Annotated in this window: 21 protein-coding genes and 2 pseudogenes; 6 read left to right on the top strand and 17 right to left on the bottom strand. The window is 59.8% G+C overall.

Going from position 1 to position 20,547, the window contains the following annotated elements; all coding sequences use genetic code 11:
* Positions 1-28: 28 nt before the first annotated feature.
* Together ACTG2O_RS08330 and trhA are read right to left on the bottom strand one after the other, a co-directional pair.
* Positions 29-1,690: a putative transporter gene (locus ACTG2O_RS08330; RefSeq protein ID WP_005335335.1), complete on the bottom strand. Its 1,662-nt coding sequence runs from the start codon at positions 1,688-1,690 to the stop codon at positions 29-31.
* Positions 1,691-1,817: 127 nt separating this feature from the next.
* The gene (trhA, locus tag ACTG2O_RS08325) at positions 1,818-2,453 is read right to left on the bottom strand and encodes a PAQR family membrane homeostasis protein TrhA (RefSeq protein ID WP_236285756.1); all 636 of its coding nucleotides are present in this window, start codon (positions 2,451-2,453) and stop codon (positions 1,818-1,820) included.
* 175 nt (positions 2,454-2,628) lie between these two features.
* Here trhA and ACTG2O_RS08320 point away from each other — a divergent pair, with 175 nt between their 5' ends.
* The 3 genes from ACTG2O_RS08320 to ACTG2O_RS08310 all read left to right on the top strand — a co-directional run bounded on the left by ACTG2O_RS08320 (position 2,629) and on the right by ACTG2O_RS08310 (position 5,127).
* On the top strand, positions 2,629-4,152 hold the full coding sequence (locus ACTG2O_RS08320) for an aminotransferase class V-fold PLP-dependent enzyme (protein ID WP_236285757.1): 1,524 nt from the start codon (positions 2,629-2,631) through the stop codon (positions 4,150-4,152).
* A 90-nt stretch (positions 4,153-4,242) separates the two neighbouring features.
* Complete coding sequence (locus ACTG2O_RS08315) at positions 4,243-4,806, top strand: septation protein A (protein WP_021229465.1); 564 nt, start codon at positions 4,243-4,245, stop codon at positions 4,804-4,806.
* Positions 4,807-4,830: 24 nt separating this feature from the next.
* Positions 4,831-5,127, top strand: a complete 297-nt coding sequence (locus ACTG2O_RS08310; RefSeq protein WP_236285758.1) for a YciI family protein — start codon at positions 4,831-4,833, stop codon at positions 5,125-5,127.
* An 80-nt stretch (positions 5,128-5,207) separates the two neighbouring features.
* Here ACTG2O_RS08310 and cysQ read toward each other — a convergent pair whose 3' ends face one another.
* The 11 genes and pseudogenes from cysQ to rpoE form a co-directional block, all read right to left on the bottom strand.
* Positions 5,208-5,975, bottom strand: a complete 768-nt coding sequence (cysQ, locus tag ACTG2O_RS08305) for a 3'(2'),5'-bisphosphate nucleotidase CysQ (protein WP_439975599.1) — start codon at positions 5,973-5,975, stop codon at positions 5,208-5,210.
* 202 nt (positions 5,976-6,177) lie between these two features.
* Positions 6,178-6,915: a pyridoxine 5'-phosphate synthase gene (gene pdxJ / locus ACTG2O_RS08300; protein WP_005335389.1), complete on the bottom strand. Its 738-nt coding sequence runs from the start codon at positions 6,913-6,915 to the stop codon at positions 6,178-6,180.
* An 84-nt stretch (positions 6,916-6,999) separates the two neighbouring features.
* Positions 7,000-7,710: a DNA repair protein RecO gene (recO, locus tag ACTG2O_RS08295; protein ID WP_064341349.1), complete on the bottom strand. Its 711-nt coding sequence runs from the start codon at positions 7,708-7,710 to the stop codon at positions 7,000-7,002.
* A pseudogene (gene era, locus ACTG2O_RS08290) lies at positions 7,711-8,609 on the bottom strand (GTPase Era).
* Positions 8,606-9,277 carry a ribonuclease III gene (rnc, locus tag ACTG2O_RS08285; protein WP_058058543.1) on the bottom strand — a complete coding sequence of 224 codons (672 nt, stop codon included), beginning with the start codon at positions 9,275-9,277 and terminating at the stop codon, positions 8,606-8,608. The pseudogene era and the gene rnc overlap by 4 nt, the downstream one beginning before the upstream one ends.
* A complete protein-coding gene (lepB, locus tag ACTG2O_RS08280) occupies positions 9,278-10,201 on the bottom strand; it encodes a signal peptidase I (protein WP_005335395.1) in 924 nt (307 codons plus the stop codon). It lies immediately after the preceding gene.
* Positions 10,202-10,204: 3 nt separating this feature from the next.
* Entirely contained in the window at positions 10,205-11,998 is a 1,794-nt protein-coding gene (lepA, locus tag ACTG2O_RS08275; RefSeq protein WP_005335396.1) for a translation elongation factor 4, read from the bottom strand.
* 116 nt (positions 11,999-12,114) lie between these two features.
* Entirely contained in the window at positions 12,115-12,576 is a 462-nt protein-coding gene (locus tag ACTG2O_RS08270; protein WP_040068038.1) for a SoxR reducing system RseC family protein, read from the bottom strand.
* Between the two features lie 93 nt (positions 12,577-12,669).
* Positions 12,670-13,650 carry a MucB/RseB C-terminal domain-containing protein gene (locus tag ACTG2O_RS08265; protein ID WP_005335407.1) on the bottom strand — a complete coding sequence of 327 codons (981 nt, stop codon included), beginning with the start codon at positions 13,648-13,650 and terminating at the stop codon, positions 12,670-12,672.
* A 21-nt stretch (positions 13,651-13,671) separates the two neighbouring features.
* Entirely contained in the window at positions 13,672-14,274 is a 603-nt protein-coding gene (locus tag ACTG2O_RS08260; protein ID WP_005335409.1) for an RseA family anti-sigma factor, read from the bottom strand.
* 22 nt (positions 14,275-14,296) lie between these two features.
* Positions 14,297-14,878, bottom strand: a complete 582-nt coding sequence (gene rpoE, locus ACTG2O_RS08255) for an RNA polymerase sigma factor RpoE (RefSeq protein WP_005335411.1) — start codon at positions 14,876-14,878, stop codon at positions 14,297-14,299.
* A gap of 182 nt (positions 14,879-15,060) precedes the next feature.
* Here rpoE and nadB point away from each other — a divergent pair.
* Positions 15,061-16,667: pseudogene (nadB, locus tag ACTG2O_RS08250) on the top strand (L-aspartate oxidase).
* Positions 16,668-16,825: 158 nt separating this feature from the next.
* Here nadB and ACTG2O_RS08245 read toward each other — a convergent pair.
* Positions 16,826-17,218, bottom strand: coding sequence for a protein YgfX (locus tag ACTG2O_RS08245; protein WP_439976651.1), 393 nt, complete (start codon positions 17,216-17,218; stop codon positions 16,826-16,828).
* Positions 17,219-17,237: 19 nt separating this feature from the next.
* The gene (locus tag ACTG2O_RS08240; RefSeq protein ID WP_439975598.1) at positions 17,238-17,507 is read right to left on the bottom strand and encodes a succinate dehydrogenase assembly factor 2; all 270 of its coding nucleotides are present in this window, start codon (positions 17,505-17,507) and stop codon (positions 17,238-17,240) included.
* 111 nt (positions 17,508-17,618) lie between these two features.
* Between ACTG2O_RS08240 and ygfZ the strand changes: the two genes are divergently transcribed.
* Positions 17,619-18,527 carry a tRNA-modifying protein YgfZ gene (ygfZ, locus tag ACTG2O_RS08235; protein WP_438417632.1) on the top strand — a complete coding sequence of 303 codons (909 nt, stop codon included), beginning with the start codon at positions 17,619-17,621 and terminating at the stop codon, positions 18,525-18,527.
* Between the two features lie 6 nt (positions 18,528-18,533).
* Here the strand turns inward: ygfZ and ACTG2O_RS08230 are convergent, their stop codons facing one another.
* A complete protein-coding gene (locus tag ACTG2O_RS08230) occupies positions 18,534-19,415 on the bottom strand; it encodes a LysR family transcriptional regulator (protein WP_058053237.1) in 882 nt (293 codons plus the stop codon).
* Between the two features lie 125 nt (positions 19,416-19,540).
* Here ACTG2O_RS08230 and ACTG2O_RS08225 point away from each other — a divergent pair, with 125 nt between their 5' ends.
* Positions 19,541-19,987 (top strand): PACE efflux transporter, encoded by a 447-nt coding sequence (locus ACTG2O_RS08225; RefSeq protein WP_005335423.1) that lies wholly within the window; start codon positions 19,541-19,543, stop codon positions 19,985-19,987.
* 162 nt (positions 19,988-20,149) lie between these two features.
* On the opposite strand, the gene ACTG2O_RS08220 is transcribed toward ACTG2O_RS08225, so the two are convergent.
* On the bottom strand, positions 20,150-20,506 hold the full coding sequence (locus ACTG2O_RS08220) for a hypothetical protein (protein ID WP_069529227.1): 357 nt from the start codon (positions 20,504-20,506) through the stop codon (positions 20,150-20,152).
* Positions 20,507-20,547: the final 41 nt, after the last annotated feature.

Below are 20,547 nucleotides of genomic sequence, written 5' to 3'. Positions count from 1 at the left end.
ACAAAGCATGCTCCCGTCAGGATTAACCCTAGGCCCCCGCCCAGAGGATGATAGCCAGCAGCTGTGGCGAGATGATCCGCAGGAACATAACCAGCGGGTAGACAGTGGCGTATGAGAGCGCACTGGCGCCACTGGTCGGGTGCATGGCGTTGGCAAAGGCCAGCGCGGGAGGATCTGTCATGGAGCCGGCCAGCAAGCCGCACAGGGTCAGATAGTTCATCTTGCCGTAGAGGCGCGCCAGCACACCGACTACCAGCAGCGGGATCAGGGTAATCGCCATACCGTAGAGCATCCAGGCTGGGCCATCACCGTTGATCAGGGTATCGACGAAGCCGGCACCGGACTTGAAGCCGACCACCGCCAGAAACAGCACGATCCCGATCTCCCGCAGCGCCAGGTTGGCGCTGGGTGGCATGAACCAGTAGAGCTTGCCGATGCTGCCGATCCGCGACAGGATCAGCGCCACCACCAGCGGCCCACCCGCCAGACCCAATTTGAGAGCGGCCGGGAAACCGGGCAGGTAGAAGGGGATGGAACCGAGCAATACACCGAGGCCAATCCCGATAAATACCGGCAACATCTGCACCTGCTGCAGTTTTTGCTGCACGTTGCCGACCACATTGGTCACCGCTTCGATGGCGTCGAGACGGCCAACCAGGTTGAGGATGTCACCAAACTGCAGGCTAGTCTGACTGGTCGGCACCAGTTCGATACCAGCCCGGTTGAGACGGGAGATCACCACGTCATAGCGCTGTTTGATGTCCAGATCGCGGATCTTCTTGCCAAGAACCTGCTCGTTGGTCACTACAACCCGCTCGACGCGCAGATCGGTGCCGCGGGTCGAGAGCGAGGTCTCCACCTCCTCCCCCAACACCAGCAACACCTTGTGCAGCGCGTGGCGCTCACCCACCAGATGCAGCAAGTCACCCAGTTCGATACGGGATTCCGGCCGTGGCACCATCAGCTCGTCGCCCCGTTTGAGCCGTGAACAGATGACATCAGACTCGTCGAGACTCGGGATCTCGCTCAGCATCAGGCCGTGCATATTGGGGTTGCGCACCGCGATGTTGATGGTCTGCAAGCTCTCCTTGGTTTTACCGGTTTGTAGCTCGAACTGGGCGGCTTCATCGTCGATCTTGATGCGAAAGAAGACCCTGACCAGCCACATGGTGAGCAAAATGCCACAGATACCAAACGGATAGGCAACCGCATATCCCATCCCCATCAGGCCGGTAGAACCGGGCGCGGCGCCCAGCTCGGCCAGGATCTGCTGGCCCGCACCGAGGGATGGCGTATTGGTGACGGCACCGGAGAAGACCCCCAGAATGACCGGCAACGGCACATCGAAAAATTGATGCAAGCCAGCGGCCACCACGCAGCCAAGGATGACCAGCAAGGCGGCAAAGGCGTTGAGTTTGAGACCCGAACTGCGCAATGACGAGAAGAAACCCGGCCCGACCTGGATGCCGATGGTATAGACAAACAGGATCAGGCCAAATTCTTGAATAAAGTGAAGCGTTTGTGCATCCAGCGCGAGATCGGAGGCGCCTGCAAAGTGACCTACTATGATGCCGCCGAACAGCACCCCCCCTATTCCCAAGCCAACGCCATAGACTCGCCAGTTTCCCAGCCAGAGTCCTAGCACTGCCACCAGCGACAACATGCTGATGGAAAGCGCGATTTCACTCATTTCGTGCATCCTTTGCGAATTGAACTGGCCCTAGCTTGTCAGCAAACGCTGATGCCAACTGTGTGATACCGCACGAATTTATCCTTTTACGCGCTAAAAATACCAATTAAGGGCTAGTTGCAAGACGTTAGGCGACGTAGCCGTAAATGGCCATAAAGTGACAAACGCTGCCACCCAGCACAAAGAGATGCCAGATGGCGTGGTTATAGGGAATCCGCTTGGCCACATAGAAGATGACCCCGAAGCTGTAGATAAGGCCACCAAGCCCGAGCAGCAGCAGCCCCTCACCGGCCAGATGGATGTAGAGCTGATAGATGACCACCAGCGACAGCCAGCCCAGCATCAGGTAGGTAAAGAGCGACAACTTCTTGAAGCGATTGATAAACACCAGCTTGAACACCACACCAGCCAGCGCCAGGGCCCAGATCACCACCATCAAGCCCTTCGCCAGCGGCGTGTCGAGCGCCACCAGCAGAAAGGGGGTATAGGTGCCGGCAATCAGCAGATAGATGGCGCAGTGATCAAACACCTTGCACCAACGTCTGGCCCGCCCTTCCGCCATGCTGTGATAGAGGGTCGAGGCGAGATAGAGCAGCACCAGACTGCCGCCATAAAGGCTGTAGCTCACCAGCGCCTGTGTACCCTGTCCCCATCCCTTGATGAGCAACAGCACCAGCCCGACAATCCCCAGCAAAAATCCCGCACCGTGGCTCAGCCGGTTTGCCAGCTCCTCCCGAGGGGAGTAATCCATCACACCACTCATAACATCGACTCCACAATAACTGTGGCTCACTCTACCCAGCGCCATTTCGGAGTACAAGTGTTCGCTTAAAAATTGGAGTGGCTGTCACCTGCCCCCCTTTGGTGTATGCTCTGCCGCCGATGCCCGAGACAAGCGGCATAGACACCTACCCCGGTGACCTGGTCTGGAGAACCTGATGAAGTTGACTGAGCTGTTTGCACAAGCGGATCCCGCCTTTGGCGAGGCGATGAACACCTTGCTGGAGAGCTTCCACCACTCCGACGACAGTCAGGCCCCCTATCAGCGCGACCTGTTCACCCACCAGCTCGATCAATCCCGCATGCCGGCAGTCGGCCAACCTATCGAGGAGTATCTGGCGCGGCTGGCTACTCTGGTACCCGGCGCCTCGCACCTCACCTCGCCACGCTACATGGGCCACATGACGGCGCCACTGCCGGCCTATACCGCCGAGCTGTCGCGCCTGCTGGTGATGCTCAACCAGAATCCGATGAAGATGGAGTCCTCCCGGCTGCTCAGCTTTCTGGAGCGGGAGGTGCTGGCCAAGCTGCACCGCCTCATCTATGGCAGGGACGATGCCTTCTACGGCGAGCAGATGCATGCCAAGGATGCCGCCCTCGGCGTCATGACCAGCGGCGGCACCATCGCCAACGTCACGGCACTGTGGCTGGCCCGCAACCGCGCCTGTGGCGACAACCTGTTCGCCCTCTATGAGCAGGGCTATCGGGGCGCCGTCATTCTGGGCTCCCGCCTGATGCACTACTCCTTCGACAAGGGGATGGATCTGCTGGGACTGGGCGCCCGCAGCGTCTGGCGCCTTGAAACCGACGAGCAGAACCGGCTCAGTCTGGCGGCGCTGGAACAAGCGCTGATCCAGTGCAAAGAGCAGAAATTGAAAGTGCTGGCGCTGGTCGGCGTAGCCGGTAGCACCGACTTTGGCTCCATCGACCCCCTGCCGGAGCTGGTAGCCATCGCCGAGCGCGAGCATATCCACTTCCACGTGGATGCGGCCTGGGGCGGCCCGACCCTCTTCTCCCCCCGCTATCAAGGTTTGCTGGCCGGAATAGAGCAGGCCGACACCGTCACCCTCGATGGCCACAAGCAACTGCTGGTGCCGCTTGGTACAGGCATGCTGCTCTGCCGCCAGCCGGACCTGATGATGGCGGTCAAGCGGGAGGCGCCCTACGCCATTCGTGCCACCTCGTTCGATCAGGGCCGCTTTACCCTGGAGGGCACCCGCCCGGCCAATGCCCTCTATCTGGATGCCGCCTTCCAGCTGTTCGGCCAGCAAGGCTATGCCGACCTCATCGAGGCCAACTACGACCGGGCCCGACTGATGGCCGAGCTTATTACCAGCAATCCGGCCTTCGAGCTGATGTCTGCTCCGGTGATGAATCTGCTCTCCTACCGCTGCATCCCGCCCCATCTGCAGGGCAAGGTGCTGGATGAAGCAGCCAACGAGCAGATCAACGCCTTCAACGTAGCGCTGCAAAAAGCCCAGCGCGCCGAGGGACACAGCTTTGTCTCCCGTACCCAGCGGGCGGTGGTACGCTACGGTGCCCAACCGCTCACCCTGCTGCGCGCTGTGCTGCTCAACCCGCTTATCGAAGAGCGCCATATCCGCGACCTGCTGGCCGATCAGCAGCGACTGGGGATCTCGATTGCACGCCAACTGTTTGGCGACAGCGCGGAACCGGCGTAAAAATGAGCGGTCTTATTCATTTGCCGTTGTCCACCGTACAGGTAGACTGGGCAAAATTTGCAGGCCATCTTTGAGGACTAGGCGCCAACAATGAAGCAATTTATTGAATTTATTCCACTTATCGTTTTCTTCGCGGTCTACAAGTTCTACGACATCTACATGGCTACCGGCGCACTGGTGGTGGTCACCGGTCTGCAGCTCGCCTATAGCTGGATCCGCTATCGCAAAGTCGAGAAGATGCAGCTCTTTACCTTCCTGCTGGTCGGCTTCTTTGGCGGCCTCACCGTCTTCTTCCACGATGACACCTTCATCAAGTGGAAAGTGACTGTCATCAACGTACTGTTCGCACTGGGTCTGCTCATCAGCCGCTACGGCTTTGGCAAGAATCTGATCAAACAGATGCTGGCCAAGGAGCTGCAAGCACCCGATAAGGTCTGGGACACAGTCAATCTCGGCTGGGTCGGCTTCTTTACCGTCTGTGGCCTGCTCAACCTCTACGTGGCATTCAACATGCCGCAAGAGATGTGGGTCAACTTCAAGGTGTTCGGCCTGCTGGGGATGACGCTGGTCTTTACCCTGCTCAGCGGCGTCTACCTCTACCGCCATATCCCTGCCGAGCAGTTGTCCCAGCAAAAAGACGAACCAAAAAAATAACCCTCATCAGAAAAGGATTGTCTCATGTGGTATCTCATCTACTCCGAAGATGTCCCCGATAGCCTGCCACTGCGCAAGCAAGTTCGCCCTGCCCATCTGGCTCGCCTGCAAGCCCTGCAGGATGAGGGTCGGCTGCTGACCGCCGGCCCCAACCCGGCTATCGATGCAGAGGATCCGGCCGATGCAGGCTTTACCGGCAGCACCGTCATCGCCGAGTTTGCCTCGCTGGCTGACGCCAAAGACTGGGCCGATGCCGATCCCTATGTGGTAGCTGGTGTCTATGCCAAAGTGACCATCAAGCCGTTCAAAAAGGTCTTCTGACCGCAAAGCGCATAGCGAAATAAAAAAGGCCGGACTGGAAGTTCATTCCAGTCCGGCCTTTTTGCATCCCGACATCAGGCTTACGCCCTGGCGACAAACCAGGGGTTGAGAATATCGGGCTTGTTGTAGACAAGGGACGAGCCATCGAGTTGGGTGACGCTGCCACCGGCCCCCTCCAGCACCGCCTGCGCAGCGCCGGTATCCCACTCGCAGGTGGGGGCGAGGCGCGGATAGAGCTCGCCCCCCCCCTCGGCAATGATGCAGAACTTGAGGGAGCTGCCCATGGAGACCAGCTCGAGCTCGCCAAAAGGAGCCAAGAAATCGAGGGTCTCCTGCGACAGGTGGTTGCGACTGCCCACCACTCGCCACGCCTCGCCTTCACGATGAGGCCGGGTCTGGATAGGCTCGCGCTTGCCATCGGCGATGCGCCAGGCACCGAGACCCTTTCCGCCATACCAGAGCTTGTCCAGCACAGGGGCATAGACTAGCCCCCAGCGCGGTGCCCCCTCTTCAATCAGCGCGATATTGACGGTGAACTCACCGTTGCGGGAGACAAACTCCTTGGTGCCATCGAGGGGATCCACCAGCCAGTAGCGGGACCAGCAATGACGCACCGCCATCACCTCGGGCCCTGACTCCTCCGACAGCACAGGGATATCAGGAGTCAGCCGTGCCAACGCCTGCACTATCACCTCATGAGCCCCCTTGTCGGCCGCGGTCAGCGGACTCTCGTCGCTCTTGTACTCCACAGCGAAGGGCTGGCTGTAGATGGCCATGATGGCCGCCCCCGCCGCGCGGGCGACAGGTTCAAGTTCGGTGATATCGGGGTGGTACAGGGGATGATCCATAACAATCTCGTCCAACTCACAGGGTCAACCAGTGTAACCCTTTTGACATCAACTGCTTATAGCCGATTGTGCTGGGTTATTACAGCTCGGTGGCCGCCAGCCCATTGTCCTCACTTGAACAACACCTGAAATAACAAAGGACGCCGTGGCGTCCCTTGTTATTTCTAGCGGCCAGTCTCAGGCCGCGGGCCTATTTTGCAACTCAGATCCCCTGACGGGCTTCCTGCATCAGCAGGCGCATATCGCTCACGGCCTTGGCCAGGCCATCGAAGGCGGCGCGGCCGATGATGGCGTGGCCGATGTTGAGCTCATAGAGCTCGGGGATGGCGGCGATGGCCTTGACGTTGTGGTAGTGCAGGCCGTGACCGGCATTGACCTTCAAGCCCTTGCCAGCGGCATAGGAGGCACCGGCGGCGATACGCTTGAACTCGGCGTTGCGCTCGGCATCTGTGGTGGCATCGGCATAACGGCCAGTGTGGATCTCGATAAAGGGGGCGCCACTCTCGGCAGCCGCATCGATCTGGATGGGATCGGCGTCGATAAAGAGGGATACCTGGGCACCCACAGCAGAGAGGCGGGCAACGGCGTCAGTCACCTTGTCCAGCTGACCGGCCACGTCCAGACCGCCCTCGGTGGTCACTTCGGTGCGCTTCTCCGGCACCAGACAGACGAAGTGGGGCTTGATGCGGCAGGCGATGCCGATCATCTCTTCGGTCACCGCCATCTCCAGGTTCATTCTGGTCTGGATAGTCTGGCGCAGGATCTCCACATCGCGGTCGGTGATGTGGCGACGATCTTCACGCAGATGCACGGTAATGCCATCGGCCCCGGCCTGCTCGGCCACGAATGCGGCCTGTACCGGATCCGGATACTGGGTACCACGGGCGTTGCGCAGGGTGGCGATATGGTCGATGTTCACACCCAGATAGATTTCACTCATTGAGAACTCCTTGAAAGGCTTCATCTGTTGACTGCGCGGTCAGCGAATCACCCCGCGCCAATATCCGTATGTCTGTAATCTGTGTCAGCCTTGCATACTGGTTTTGCGTTTTAAAAACAGCTCCCGGCTCTTTAGCTGACGCTTGCCCAGATAGGGTTGCAATGCCAGTCGGCTGAAACGTTTGGCAGCCTGCAGCAAGGGAGGGGTATCGAAACGTCCCTCGGCAAAGGCGAGCAGGTGGGCACCTAGAAACAGGGTACGGGGATCCGGCGCCCGCTCGCAAGCAACAAAGCCCAATTCACGCTCGAAGCCATAGAGCAGGGTCGGCTCGATGGGCGACTCATCGTCCGCTGTGTATTCGAAATCCACCGCATAACCGAGCGCCTGCAACAGCAGGAACTCGAAGCGACGCAGCGGCAGCTCCGGCGTCTCGCCGTCGGCCAGCGCCATGATGGCACGGGCATAGGCGTCGAATACTTCGGGGAACGGGGTGTGCGCTTCCAGCAGGTAGTAAACCAGCTCGTTGAGATAGAGGCCGTAGAAGAGGCGATCGCCGCCGAGTCGCAGGGAGTGGTCCGGGCATTCGACCTGGGTGAGGTTCTTGAGATCGCCCTTGCCTCGCCAGGCGATGGTGAGCAGGGTAAAGGGCTGCAGCAGCCCCTTGAGAGGGGAGCGTGGCCCGCGAGAACCGCGAGCCACCAGAGTAAATCGGCCACTATCCTGGGTGAAGACCTCGACCAGCTGGCTGGTCTCCCGATAGGGCCGACTGTGGATGACGAAAGCCGGGGTCAGCAATCAGTCGTCGCCATACCCGAGGCTGCGCAGGGCGCGCTCGTCATCAGCCCAGCCGGACTTGACCTTGACCCACAGCTCGAGGTGTACCTTGTTCTGGAACAGACGTTCCATGTCGAGGCGCGCCTCGGTGCCGATGGTCTTGATCTTCTCGCCCTTGTTGCCGATAACCATCTTCTTCTGGCCATCGCGCTCGACCAGAATGAGGCCGTGGATGTGGTAGAGGCCGTTCTCTTCCACCTTGAAGCGCTCGATCTCCACCGTCACCGAGTAGGGCAGCTCCTCACCGGTGAAGCGCATCAGCTTCTCGCGGATGATTTCGGAGGCCATAAAGCGGGAAGAGCGATCAGTCACGTAATCTTCCGGGAAGAAGTGGACGTTTTCCGGCAGCAGATCCTTGGCCCACTCGCGGATCTTCTCCACGTTGGTGCCCTTTTCGGCACTGATAGGCAGAATATGGGCGAAGTTCATCTGTTGGCCCAGCCACTCGAGGTGGGGCAGCAGATCTTCTTTCTCTTTGACGTTGTCGATCTTGTTGACCGCCAGCACCACAGGGCACTTGAGATTGCGCAGCTTGCCCAGCACCATCTCGTCGTCTTTGGTCCAGTGAGTGCCGTCCACCATGAACACCACCATGGCCACATCACCCAGCGAACTGGTGGCGGCACGGTTCATCAGGCGGTTGATGGCCCGTTTCTCTTCATGTGCAGACCCGGGGTATCTACATAGATGGTCTGGTAGTTATCCTCGGTGTCGATCCCCAAAATCCGGTGACGGGTGGTCTGGGGTTTCTTCGAGGTGATGCTGACCTTCTGGCCAAGCAGCTTGTTGAGCAGGGTGGACTTGCCCACATTCGGGCGGCCCACGATGGCGACAAAGCCGCAGTAGGTGGTATCTGTCATGACAGTTTTTCCAATGCTTGCTGCGCCGCGGCCTGTTCGGCCTTGCGACGGCTGGTGCCGACCCCTTTGATCGGACCATCCAGACCTTCCACGTCACACTGGACGGTGAACTCCTGGTTGTGGGCCTCGCCCTTGACGTTGGTCACGGTGTAGGTCGGCAGGGATTTGCGGCTTCCCTGCAAAATTTCTTGCAGACGGGTCTTGGGATCTTTCTGCTCGATGCCCGGCTTGATCTCTTCCAGGCGGCTGGCGTACCAGCTCAGCAGCAGTGTCCGCACCGTCTCAAGATTGGTATCCAGATAGACGGCACCGATCACCGCCTCGACCGTATCGGCCAGAATGGATTCGCGGCGAAAACCGCCGCTCTTGAGTTCGCCGGGACCGAGGATCAGGTGATCCCCGAGGTCGAACTCCCGGCCCAGTTCGGCCAGGGTCTTCTCGCGCACCAGGGTGGCGCGCATCCGGCTGAGATCCCCTTCCGCCGCTTGCGGGAAGCGGTGGAACAGATCGTCGGCAATCACCAGACTCAAAATGGAGTCACCCAGAAATTCCAGTCGCTCATTGTGACGGGAACCGGCGCTGCGGTGAGTCAGCGCCCGGGTCAGCAGTTCCAGATCCGCAAAAACATGCCCGAGACGGGACTGCAGTCTGTTCATCTTGATATTCATTTACTTGATTCCGCCAATGCGGTTGAAGCGCACACCTGTCGGTACCCAACTTGGCAGCAGGGAGCCTTCTTCGCGCTCGAATTCAAAACTTATCCAGATAGCGACCGCCTTGCCGACCAGATTCTGCTCGGGCACAAAGCCCCAGAAGCGGCTGTCGGTACTGTTGTCGCGGTTGTCACCCATCACGAAATACTGGCCTTCCGGTACCACCCACTCGTCGGGATAGGTGCCGGGCTGGCGATAGTAACGGCCAACCATGTCGGGCATCAGCGGATTGCGCAGGGTCTCGTGGGAGACATCACCCAACTGCTCGGTATAGCGGTCAAGGGGGATCCCCATCTGGGTAAATTCGCCTCTTTGTTCAAACTTGACGTCGAGCTTCTTGAAGCCCGGGCACGTTTTCCCTTCCTGCTCTTCGCACTTGGGCCGGATCATCAGCTCCTTGTTGCGATAGATAACCCGATCACCCGGCATGCCGACCACCCGCTTGATGTAGTCAACGCGCGGTTCAAGGGGATACTTGAACACCACCACGTCGCCACGCTTGGGCTCGCCGGTCTCGAGGAACTTGGTGTTGGTCACCGGATCCCGCAGACCATAGGCAAATTTTTCCACCAGGATGAAGTCGCCCACCAGCAGGGTGGGCATCATGGAACCTGACGGGATCTGGAACGGTTCAAAAATGAACGAACGCAGGATCAGCACAAAGGTGATGACCGGGAAGACCCCGGCGGTCTGTTCAATCCAGACCGGCACAGGGGCGACCTTGGCCAGGGTCTTCTCATCCAGGTGGGCACCGCCATGGGCACGAGCCACGGCAATCTTGGCGGCGCGCTGCTTGGACCAAATCATCTTGTCCAGACACCAGATAACACCGGTGATCGCGCAGACCACCACCAGGATCAGGGAAAACGTGCTTGCCATCTATTAATCCTTTCCGACGTGGAGAATCGCGAGGAAGGCTTCCTGCGGCACGTCGACACGGCCGAGGGACTTCATCCGCTTCTTACCTTCTTTCTGCTTGTTCAGCAGTTTCTTCTTACGACTCACGTCACCACCGTAACACTTGGCGGTTACGTCTTTACGCAACGCCTTGACGGTGCTGCGAGCGATGATCTGGTTGCCGATGGCCGCCTGAATGGCAATATCAAACATCTGGCGCGGGATCAGCTCACGCATCTTCTCCACCACCTGACGACCGCGATACTGGGCGTTGTCCTTGTGGGTGATGATGGCCAGGGCATCGACGCGCTCACCGTTGATCATGATGTCCAGACGGACCATGTCGGAGGTTTCGAAACGCTTGAAGCCGTAGTCCAGCGAGGCGTAACCGCGACTGGTGGATTTCAGACGGTCGAAGAAGTCGAGCACCACTTCCGCCATCGGGATTTCATAGGTTAGCGCCACCTGCTTGCCGTGGTAGACCATGTTGGTCTGCACGCCACGCTTCTCGATACAGAGGGTGATCACGTTGCCCATGTACTCCTGCGGCAGCAGGATATGACACTCGGCAATCGGCTCGCGCATCTCCTTGATGCTGGTGATGGCGGGCATCTGGGCCGGGCTGTCGATATGGATGGTGGAGCCGTCGGTCAGCTCGATCTCGTACACTACGGTCGGCGCCGTGGTGATCAGATCCAGATCGTATTCACGCTCCAGACGCTCCTGAATGATCTCCATGTGCAGCATGCCGAGGAAGCCACAACGGAAGCCGAAGCCCAGCGCAGTGGAGCTCTCCGGTTCGAAGAACAGGGAGGCATCGTTCAGGGAGAGCTTGTCGAGGGCGTCACGGAACGACTCGTAGTCATCGCTGGAGATAGGGAACAGACCCGCATAAACCTGCGGCTTCACCTTCTTGAAGCCAGCCAGCGCCTTGTCGGCACCGTTCTTGGCCTGAGTCAGGGTATCGCCCACCGGCGCGCCGTGGATGTCCTTGATACCGCAGACAACCCAACCTACCTCGCCGCAACCCAGACCCTGGGTATCCACCTGCTTGGGCGTGAAGATACCGATACGATCGACACCCCACACCTGACCAGTGCTCATCACCTTGATCTTGTCGTTCTTCTTCAGGGAACCGTTCTTGATCCGCACCAAAGAGACAACGCCCAGATAGGAGTCGAACCAGGAGTCGATGATCAACGCCTGCAGCGGGGCATCCGGGTCACCTTCCGGCGCCGGGATCTTGGCTACGATCTCTTCCAGCACCAGGTCAACACCCAGGCCGGTCTTGGCGGAGCAGCGCACCGCATCAACCGCATCGATACCGACGATGTCTTCGATCTCCTCGGCAACCCGCTCGGGTTCTGCGGCCGGCAGGTCAATCTTGTTCAGCACCGGCACCACTTCCAGATCCATTTCCATGGCGGTATAGCAGTTGGCCAGAGTCTGTGCCTCAACCCCCTGGCCGGCATCCACCACCAGCAGCGCCCCTTCACAGGCCGCCAAAGAGCGGGAGACTTCGTAGGAGAAATCCACGTGGCCCGGGGTGTCGATAAAGTTCAGCTGGTAGGTGTTACCGTCTTGTGCCTGGTAGTTCAGGGTCACACTCTGTGCTTTGATGGTAATGCCGCGCTCGCGCTCCAGATCCATGGAGTCAAGCACCTGAGCCTGCATCTCGCGGTCGGACAAGCCGCCGCAAGTCTGGATCAGACGGTCCGACAGGGTCGATTTACCGTGGTCGATGTGCGCAATAATCGAAAAGTTACGAATGTGTTTCATCGAGCAAGAGTCACTCAAAATTAGTTAAGGTCAGTTATGGAGGCGCGATTTTACTGGATAACCCGGCTGACGGCCATTCTTTAGTCGCCAGCGCCAGTGAAATAGCGCCTGTTCAGTCAGGGGAGGATGCGGACAGGGACCACGACGCCGAGCATCTGCGGGCCGTAACGCCCCTGATCCAGGCGGTTGGAAAAGTAACGAACCAGTAAAAAGCCCAGCACGCCCCCCAGCAGGCAGCAGAGAATGGTAATCCCCTCCCCGCCCGAGAGCAGCGGCGCCAGCCAGAGCTGCCCCAGCAAGGCGCCGGCCAACAGACAGAAAAGCGGCAGCACATAGACCAGCGCAGCCCCGCGCAGCAGACTCTCCTGCGGGATACCGAGCCTCACTTGCTGGCCAACCCGCACCTCGGCGGTCAGCCTGACCCGCAAGCGGGGAGCTTTCAGGGGAAACGCCTTGGCCACGGTGCCGGTACCGCAGTTGGACTGTTGCTGACAACCACTGCAGGCGGAGCGACGCTCGCACTCCACCCAGGCATGGTCACCCTCAATGGCCACCACGGTCGCCAGCTCTTCACTCATCTCATTCACGGCAACACCTCGGGTTCACACAATCAGGGGATCTGACCACGACTCGCCACGCTCGGCAAGCGAGGGACAACCCCGTATCCCCCGTTACTGCACCGCTTCGTTGCGGGCCAGCGGCTGGACCGACTCGGCGATGCGCTTGGCGGTTTCGGCAGGCACCTCGCCGACCACGGTGATCTCGACCCCCACCTCATTGACATAGCTCACCAGCGAAGTCGCCCCCTGGCGGATCAGCTGCTGGCGCACCGCCTGCTTGGGATCGACCCGGGAGACGTAGACCGAGAGATCCACCAGCCCGTCGGAGAGCATCATGTAGTCCACCGGCATACTGGTGGTCACCAGCTGGTGCCGATCTTGCGACAGCACCTTGAAGCCATCGGGCAGCCAGGTAATCTGCCAGTTCAACTGCTGTTGTGGCGCTGGATAGGCATCCTCCAACGCCAGCGCCGGAGGCTGCTTGCTGTTGGCCAGCTTCACCAGCCAGGGGGCCGGTTTGCTCTGCAGATCCAGCTCGACACCGAGCACCTGCTCCACCAGATTGCCTTCCCGCTCGACCATGTCGATCCGCAGCAGCAAGTGGCTCTGCTCGTCAATCCAGAGCACGAAACCATATTTATCGGCCTCTTTAGGCACCAGCCTCACCACCTGTGCCACCACACCGGCGACCCGGCTGCGGCCAGCCAGCACAGGATCATAGCTCTCCAGCACCTGTGCCAGCGGCATCTTCACCAGGGTCGACCAGATGCCGGGGAAGCGGGCATCCTTCAGGGTGTAGGGATCGTGGCTGTTTTCAAAGAAGGTGTATTCGTTCTGGCGCTGGAGATACTCGATCGCCTTGCCGTCGAGGTAACTGAGGTGGGCCACTTCCTTGCCGTTGATCACGGCATGGCTGATCCGGATCGGTTCAAGACGCCCCTGACGGGCCTTGACCATGGACAACTCGAAATTCTGTTGCTGCACGGCACTCTGCATCTGCTGCAACAAGGCCTCGGCCGACTTATCGTCGGCCGAGGCCTTGGCACTAATCAGCAGGAGAGAGGCCAGCAAAATACGGCTGGACTGGCGCACGTTTGTATCCCTGACAATTCGTTATTGTTGGATCTGTCTGTCTTGCAACAGGCGCTGCTGCAACTGGTGGTCACGCAGGAAGGCGTTGATCCGCTCCCGCTGCTCCTGCATCTGCTGTTCGGTCAGCCCTTGCTGACGGGCACGGGCGCCATCCTGTTGCGGATAGTGAACACTCACAGGTGCCGCACTGCCACCGATTGGAATGGTATTGAGCACCGGATTGGCCGGAACGCCATCCTGTCCCTGATACTGCTGCACCCCGAAGATAACGGCAGCGGCCACAGATGCCGCAATGGCATATTGACCCAGCTGCTGACCGACACGGCGGAACAACGGAACCACATTGGAATCAGTCTTGACCGGCGCAACGGCAGGTTGCAGCACGGGAGCCGTCTCGACCGGCTTGGGTGCCAGTATGGTGGGCTCATCCTCCAGCGCAGCCATGATGCTGTCACTGAGATCCAGTTGCAGATTGACCGGCAGGTCACCCCGCATGGCATCGCCGATCAGGTGGTAACGACCCCAGGTATCTTGCAAGTCGGAGTCCATCTCCAGCTCGTTCAGTACCTCTGCGTCACTCAGGTCACCATCCATCAGGGCAGAGATTTGCTCTTTATTTGCCATAAGTTAACCCGTCTTTCCCCAGTTAATTCTCGATCAGAGGTTGCAGCTTTTTATCGATTGCTTCCCTCGCCCGGAAGATACGGGATCTGACCGTACCCACTGGGCAATCCATGATTTCGGCAATCTCTTCGTAGCTCAGCCCTTCCAGTTCGCGAAGGGTGATAGCTGTCCTCAGGTCTTCCGGCAATGCCTCTATGGCTGAAAACACGGTGCGTTTGATCTCGTCAGTCAGCGCCAGGTTTTCAGGGGTTGAGACCTCTTGCAAGGCTTCACCACCACCATAAGACTCCGCTTCGTCAGCCTCCACATCACTGCTGGGCGGCCTGCGCCCCTGGGAGGTGAGATAATTCTTCGCCGTGTTCACGGCAATTCGGTACAACCAGGTGTAAAAAGCACTTTCGCCACGGAATGTCGGCAATGCACGGTAGGCTTTTATAAAGGCCTCTTGCGCCACATCGGGCACATCACCGGGATTGTTGACATACCTGGCAACCAGGTTGACCACCTTATGCTGGTATTTTTTTACCAACAGGTTGAAAGCTGCTTTATCGCCGCGCTGGACCCGTTCAACCAGCTGTTCGTCCAGTAGATTCTGGTCGCTCATCAGAGCCGTAAAACCCCCATCAGGTTATCGTTTTTCTTTTCCGGCCCTTCCTAAGCGCACAAGTTCAGACAGGGAGAATCAGAGAAAGTTCGCTTCAATTGAAAAAAATGTGATGCAGGCTGCATCCTCGCCCTCGCTTGGGCTACCATGGTGCCAGTTCTTAATCCAGGCCAATGATACTTATGAAAGCAAGTGTTGAATACCTTTGCGATGTACTGATCATTGGCAGCGGTGCCGCTGGTTTGTCCCTCGCGTTGCGATTGGCAGACCACGCCAAAGTCCTGGTTCTGAGCAAGGGGCCCATCAGTGAGGGGGCCACTTTCTATGCGCAAGGAGGCATCGCTGCCGTTTTCGACGAAACCGACAGCATCGAATCCCACGTGAGCGACACGCTCAACGCGGGCGCCGGGTTGTGTGACCCGGCAGTGGTGGAGTTCACCGCTCGCCACGCCCGCGAGTCCATCCAGTGGCTCATTCAGCAAGGGGTCCCCTTCGATCAGGAGGAGAATGCCGACGGTGAATCCCAGTACCACCTCACCCGGGAAGGGGGTCACAGCCATCGCCGCATCTTCCACGCGGCGGATGCCACCGGCAAGGCGGTGCAGCTCACCCTGATCGATCAGGTGCGCGCTCACCCCAATATCCAGCTGATGGAGCGCTTCAACGCGGTCGACCTTATCACCACCCGCAAGCTCAACCTGCCAGGCAACAAGGTGCTGGGCGCCTACGTCTGGAACCGCAACGCCGAGCAGGTCGAGGTGATCCGCGCCCGTTTCGTGGCACTGGCCACCGGTGGTGCCTCCAAGGTCTACCAGTACACCTCCAACCCGGATGTGAGCTCTGGCGATGGTATCGCCATGGCATGGCGGGCCGGTTGCCGGGTGGCGAATCTGGAGTTCAACCAGTTCCACCCCACCAGCCTGTTCCACCCGGACGACCCCAACTTCCTGCTGACCGAAGCGCTGCGTGGCGAGGGGGCCTATCTGCGCCGCCCGGACGGCAGCCGCTTTATGCCGGAGTTTGACGAGCGGGGGAGCTGGCGCCACGGGATATCGTCGCCCGCGCCATCGACCACGAGATGAAGCGGCTCGGGGCAGATTGCATGTATCTGGACATCAGCCACAAACCGGCCGACTTCATCATCAAGCACTTTCCGACCATTTATGAGCGCTGCCTCGCGGTCGGCATCGACATCACCAAGGAGCCGATGCCCATCGTGCCGGCCGCCCACTACACCTGTGGCGGCGTGATGATCGACAACAACGGCCAGACCGATATCCCCGGCCTCTATGCCATCGGCGAAGTGACCTACACCGGTCTGCACGGCGCCAACCGCATGGCCTCCAACTCCCTGCTGGAGTGTGTGGTCTATGCCCATCAGGCGGGGGCCGACATTCTGGCCAAGCTGCCGATGAGTGTGGAGCCGCCGCGCCTGCCGGTGTGGGACGAGAGCAAGGTGGAAGACTCCGACGAACTGGTGGTGATCCAGCACAACTGGCACGAGCTGCGGTTGATGATGTGGGACTACGTGGGGATAGTGCGTACCAACAAACGCCTGGCCCGCGCCAAGCGCCGCATCGACCTGCTCAAGCAGGAGGTGCAGGAGTATTACGCCAACTTCCGTGTCTCCAACAACCTGCTGGAGCTGCGCAACCTGCTGCAGGTGGCCGAGCTTATCGTCAACTGCGCCCTGCAGCGCAAGGAGTCGCGCGGCCTGCACTACAACCTCGATTACCCGGAGATGCTGCCGGACTCGAAACCGACCGTACTGACCCCGGAGCGGGATTAATCCCCCTTCCTGCCAAGCGTTGCAGCAATCAGTGACCCCGCCATGGCGGGGTCACTTGTTTTCAACCGCTTTTCAGTCACAAAAAGAGTACCGTCATCAGCCACATGGCAGCAGCTTATCACGATAAATCAGCGCATGGTCATCACGGAAAGCAGGCATCAGCGCCGGGACGGCAGAAAGTGGATGGCTCGCGCCAGCAGGCGGTAATGTTCGGGGGAAAGGGCATCGGAGAAGAGCCACAATTGCCGTGGCGACACGGCTCCACTCTCTTGCGGTTCGGGACAAAGCGCCAGCCTGAGCACACCGGGCAGAATGCGGCTTTTCTTGTCAAGCTGATAGCGGCGACCTTGCCACTGCAACCACTGACCATCCCAGACAAGCTCGAACGGGGGCTCGGCGAGCGCACGCCAGCTCAGCCAGAGCGCCACCAGCCAGACGGGCAGCAACAGCGCCCACTGCCAACCGGCAATCAGGCCAGCCACCGGCCAGAGCAGCAACAGAAAGAGGGCCACCAGCAAACATTGCTGATGGCGGGAGGGGTGAACCGTCATGAGCACCCGCTCCACGGTATTACCCCTGGCGGTCGTGGCGCGCCTGATTGCGCTCCAGGATCATCGGGATCATGGAGGCAAATGCGGGATCGGCAGGTACACCATGACCCATGCACCATTTGAACAGATCCGGATCGTCGCTCGCCAGCAGGCGGATAAAGGTCTGCTGATCGGCTTCGCTCAGGGAGTCGAACTCGTGTTCGAAAAAGGGCATAAAGATCACATCCAGCTCGAGCATACCGCGACGGCAGGCCCACTTCAGGCGGGATTTTTCAACTGGGCTCAACATGGCACTCTCCTTACAAAGACCGGGGGATGGTACCAGCTGGATTTTCCGGCTGACAAACATTAGTTACGTCTTTACCATGCAGCTCACATACTTTCTCTCTGGAATACCATCGTGAGCCTGCAACCACCTGTTTTTCCTGCCGAGCCGACCCGCTTCCCCCTGACCAAGCTGGCCATCACCCGTATCAGCGGCCAGGATCGCGCCAAATATCTGCAAGGTCAGGTCACCTGTGATGTCAACGCCCTGCAACCGGGGCAACAGACCCCGGGTGGCCACTGTGATCCCAAGGGCAAGCTGTGGAGCAATTTCCGCCTGCTCTGCCTCGACGACAGTCTGCTGCTGCTGACCAGCCCCTCTGTACTGGAGCGTCAGTTGCCGGAGCTGAAGAAATTTGCCGTCTTCTCCAAGGTCGAGATCGCCGCCGATGAGCGTCACGCCACCGGGATCGCCGGTACGGGCAGCGATGGCTGGATCTCTGCCCAGTTCGGCCTTGAGCAGAGCGGTCTGATCGACGGCGGCATGGCGGTGAAGATTGAACAGGATCGCTGGCTGCTGGTGAGCAATCAGCAAGCCGACGCCCTGCCGCAAGGGGACGAGTCACTCTGGTGGGGGCTCGAGATCAAGGCGGGCCTGCCACACATGGAGGCAGTGCATCAGGGGGAGTTCATCCCGCAGATGCTCAACCTGCAGGCGCTGGATGGCATCAGCTTCAACAAGGGCTGCTACATGGGGCAGGAGACGGTGGCCCGCGCCAAGTATCGCGGCGCCAACAACCGCGCCCTGTTCCTGCTGGCGGGGACTACCGGCGAGCCGGTCGCCAGTGGCGATACCCTGGAGCTGCAACTGGGTGACAACTGGCGCCGCAGCGGCATGGTGCTCAACGCCTGGCAACAGGCCGGGCAGGTGTGGCTCACCGCCGTACTGCCGAAAGATACCGAGGCTGACGCCCTATTCCGCCTCAAGCAGGACGAAGGCTCCCGCCTCACCCTGCAACCCCTGCCTTACGCCCTGACCGAGTAAGGTCGGCTAGCGAGGCACCCGCGCCAGCAGTGCCTCCTTCAGCCAGCGCCCCGCCTGCCCCAGCGGGCGGGCGCGATGCCACTGCAACTCCAGCGCCAGCGCGTGGCTGGCGATAAAGTCCGGCTCCAGCACCACCACTTCGCCGCGAGCCAGCGGCTGATGCAGCAGAAATTCCGGGATGGCGGACCAGCCAAGGCCCCGCTTGACCAGCTCCAGCACCCCGAGATCCCCCTCGACCCACCACACCTGAGCCGAGATGCGAAAACGCTGACGCTCGCTCCCTTCCCGTCGGCCGGTCACCATCAGCTGGCGTGCTCCCTGCAGATCGACCTCCCGCAGCGGCTGCTTGCGGGCCAGCGGATGATCCGGTGACACCACCAGCGGCATGGTCACCTCCCCCAGCGAACGGGCGACAATCTCCCGCTGGGGATGCACCTTCTGATAACTGATGCCGAGCTGGGCCCGGCCGGTCACCAGCATCTCGGTCACATCCTCCATCAGCGGGAAGAGCAGCTCCAGCTCCACGGTCGGGTAACGAGTGGCGAACTCCTCCAGCAGGGTGCCGAGCCAGGGGAGGTGGGAGTCATCATCGATGGCCAGAGTGAGGCGCGTCTCCACCCCGGCCGCCAGCTCCCCAGCAATGGACTGCAACCGTTCACTCTGCGCCAGCAGGATCCCCGCCTCCTGCACCATGCGGGCCCCCGCCTCCGTCAGTTGCGGATAGCGGCCGCTGCGGTCAAACAGGGTGAGCGCCAGATCGATCTCCAGATTGGCGATGGCGCTGCTCACCACCGACTGCGCCTTGCCCAGCTTGCGGGCGGCAGCGGAAAACGAGCCGGTTTCGGCGGCCGCCAGCAAGATCCTCAGTTGTTCCAGTGATGGTGTCATCTTATGGCCCTCCGGCAAGCTCTCTCATCCATCTATTTTAGCGATGGATACCAACATGAATCTATCGCTAAAGTTCTATAGATTAACCTGCAATTCGTGAATGAACCTGATTGAGAGAGTGACTTATGCGTACCCGTAACGATCGCCTGCGCCATGCCATTGGCTTTGAATTCATTGGCCTGCTGATTGCCGCCCCGCTGGCCAGCTGGGTTACCGGGGTCGGGCTCAACCATATGGGCCCGCTGGCACTGTTCTTCTCGGTGCTGGCCACCGTCTGGAACTACATCTACAACATCGGGGTCGACAAGCTGCTGCTCAAATATCAGGGCCATACCCACAAGACCCTGTGGCAACGGGTGCTGCATACCTTCGGCTTTGAGGGCGGTCTGCTGATCGTCGCGCTACCGGTCATGTCCTGGTGGCTGAGCGTCAGCATGCTGGAGGCGCTGGTGCTGGATCTGGGCTTCGTCGTCTTCTACCTGATCTATGCCTTCGTCTACAACTGGGGCTATGACAAGGTGTTCCCCATCCCCCGCGAAGTGCCGCACGGCATGCCACAAGAGGCGCGCTAAGGCACGAATCCGTTGGATTGAAACCGAGAAGTGAAGGTCAACAAGGGGAGGCAACTGAAGAAACGACACGGCCCCATCATGGCAGACATGATGGGGCCGCAACAGGGATCAGCGCTGGCAGGCCGGCTGATTCAGAGGTAAGGATTCAAACCTGCCCGTCGCTCAAGCCTGGGCTTTGAGCTCTTCGCCGCTCTCGTCAGTTGCGACAGCCTCTTCAGGCTGCGCCTGGGCGGCCTGCAGCGCTTCCAGTTCGCTCTGATAATCGCTCAGGATCTGCTGGGCAACCGCCATATCACCCTTGTGTTTGCGCTCGAACAGATGGTGCTGCACCACGCCGTTGAGATACTCCACCGTGATGGGCTGCTCCAGGGTGGCCATCAGCTCCTCTTTCTCCAGCTCGGCATTGATTTCATCGGCGGTCGTGCGCAGCAGCCCGGCCAATTGAACCAACATGCGGCGCTCACCTTCGCGCAGCAGGCTCAACATGCGGTTTCTCTGCTGCTCATTCTGTTGGGTCATACATTTCCTTACGTCAATTGGGAACAAGCCCGCTCATTCTG

Origin of the sequence: Aeromonas sp. 61P, from assembly GCF_051919545.1 — a bacterium.
GTDB classification, from domain to species: domain Bacteria; phylum Pseudomonadota; class Gammaproteobacteria; order Enterobacterales; family Aeromonadaceae; genus Aeromonas; species Aeromonas veronii.
The sequence above is the reverse complement of the archived record's forward strand: the minus strand, read 5'-3'. Positions and strand labels throughout refer to the sequence as shown.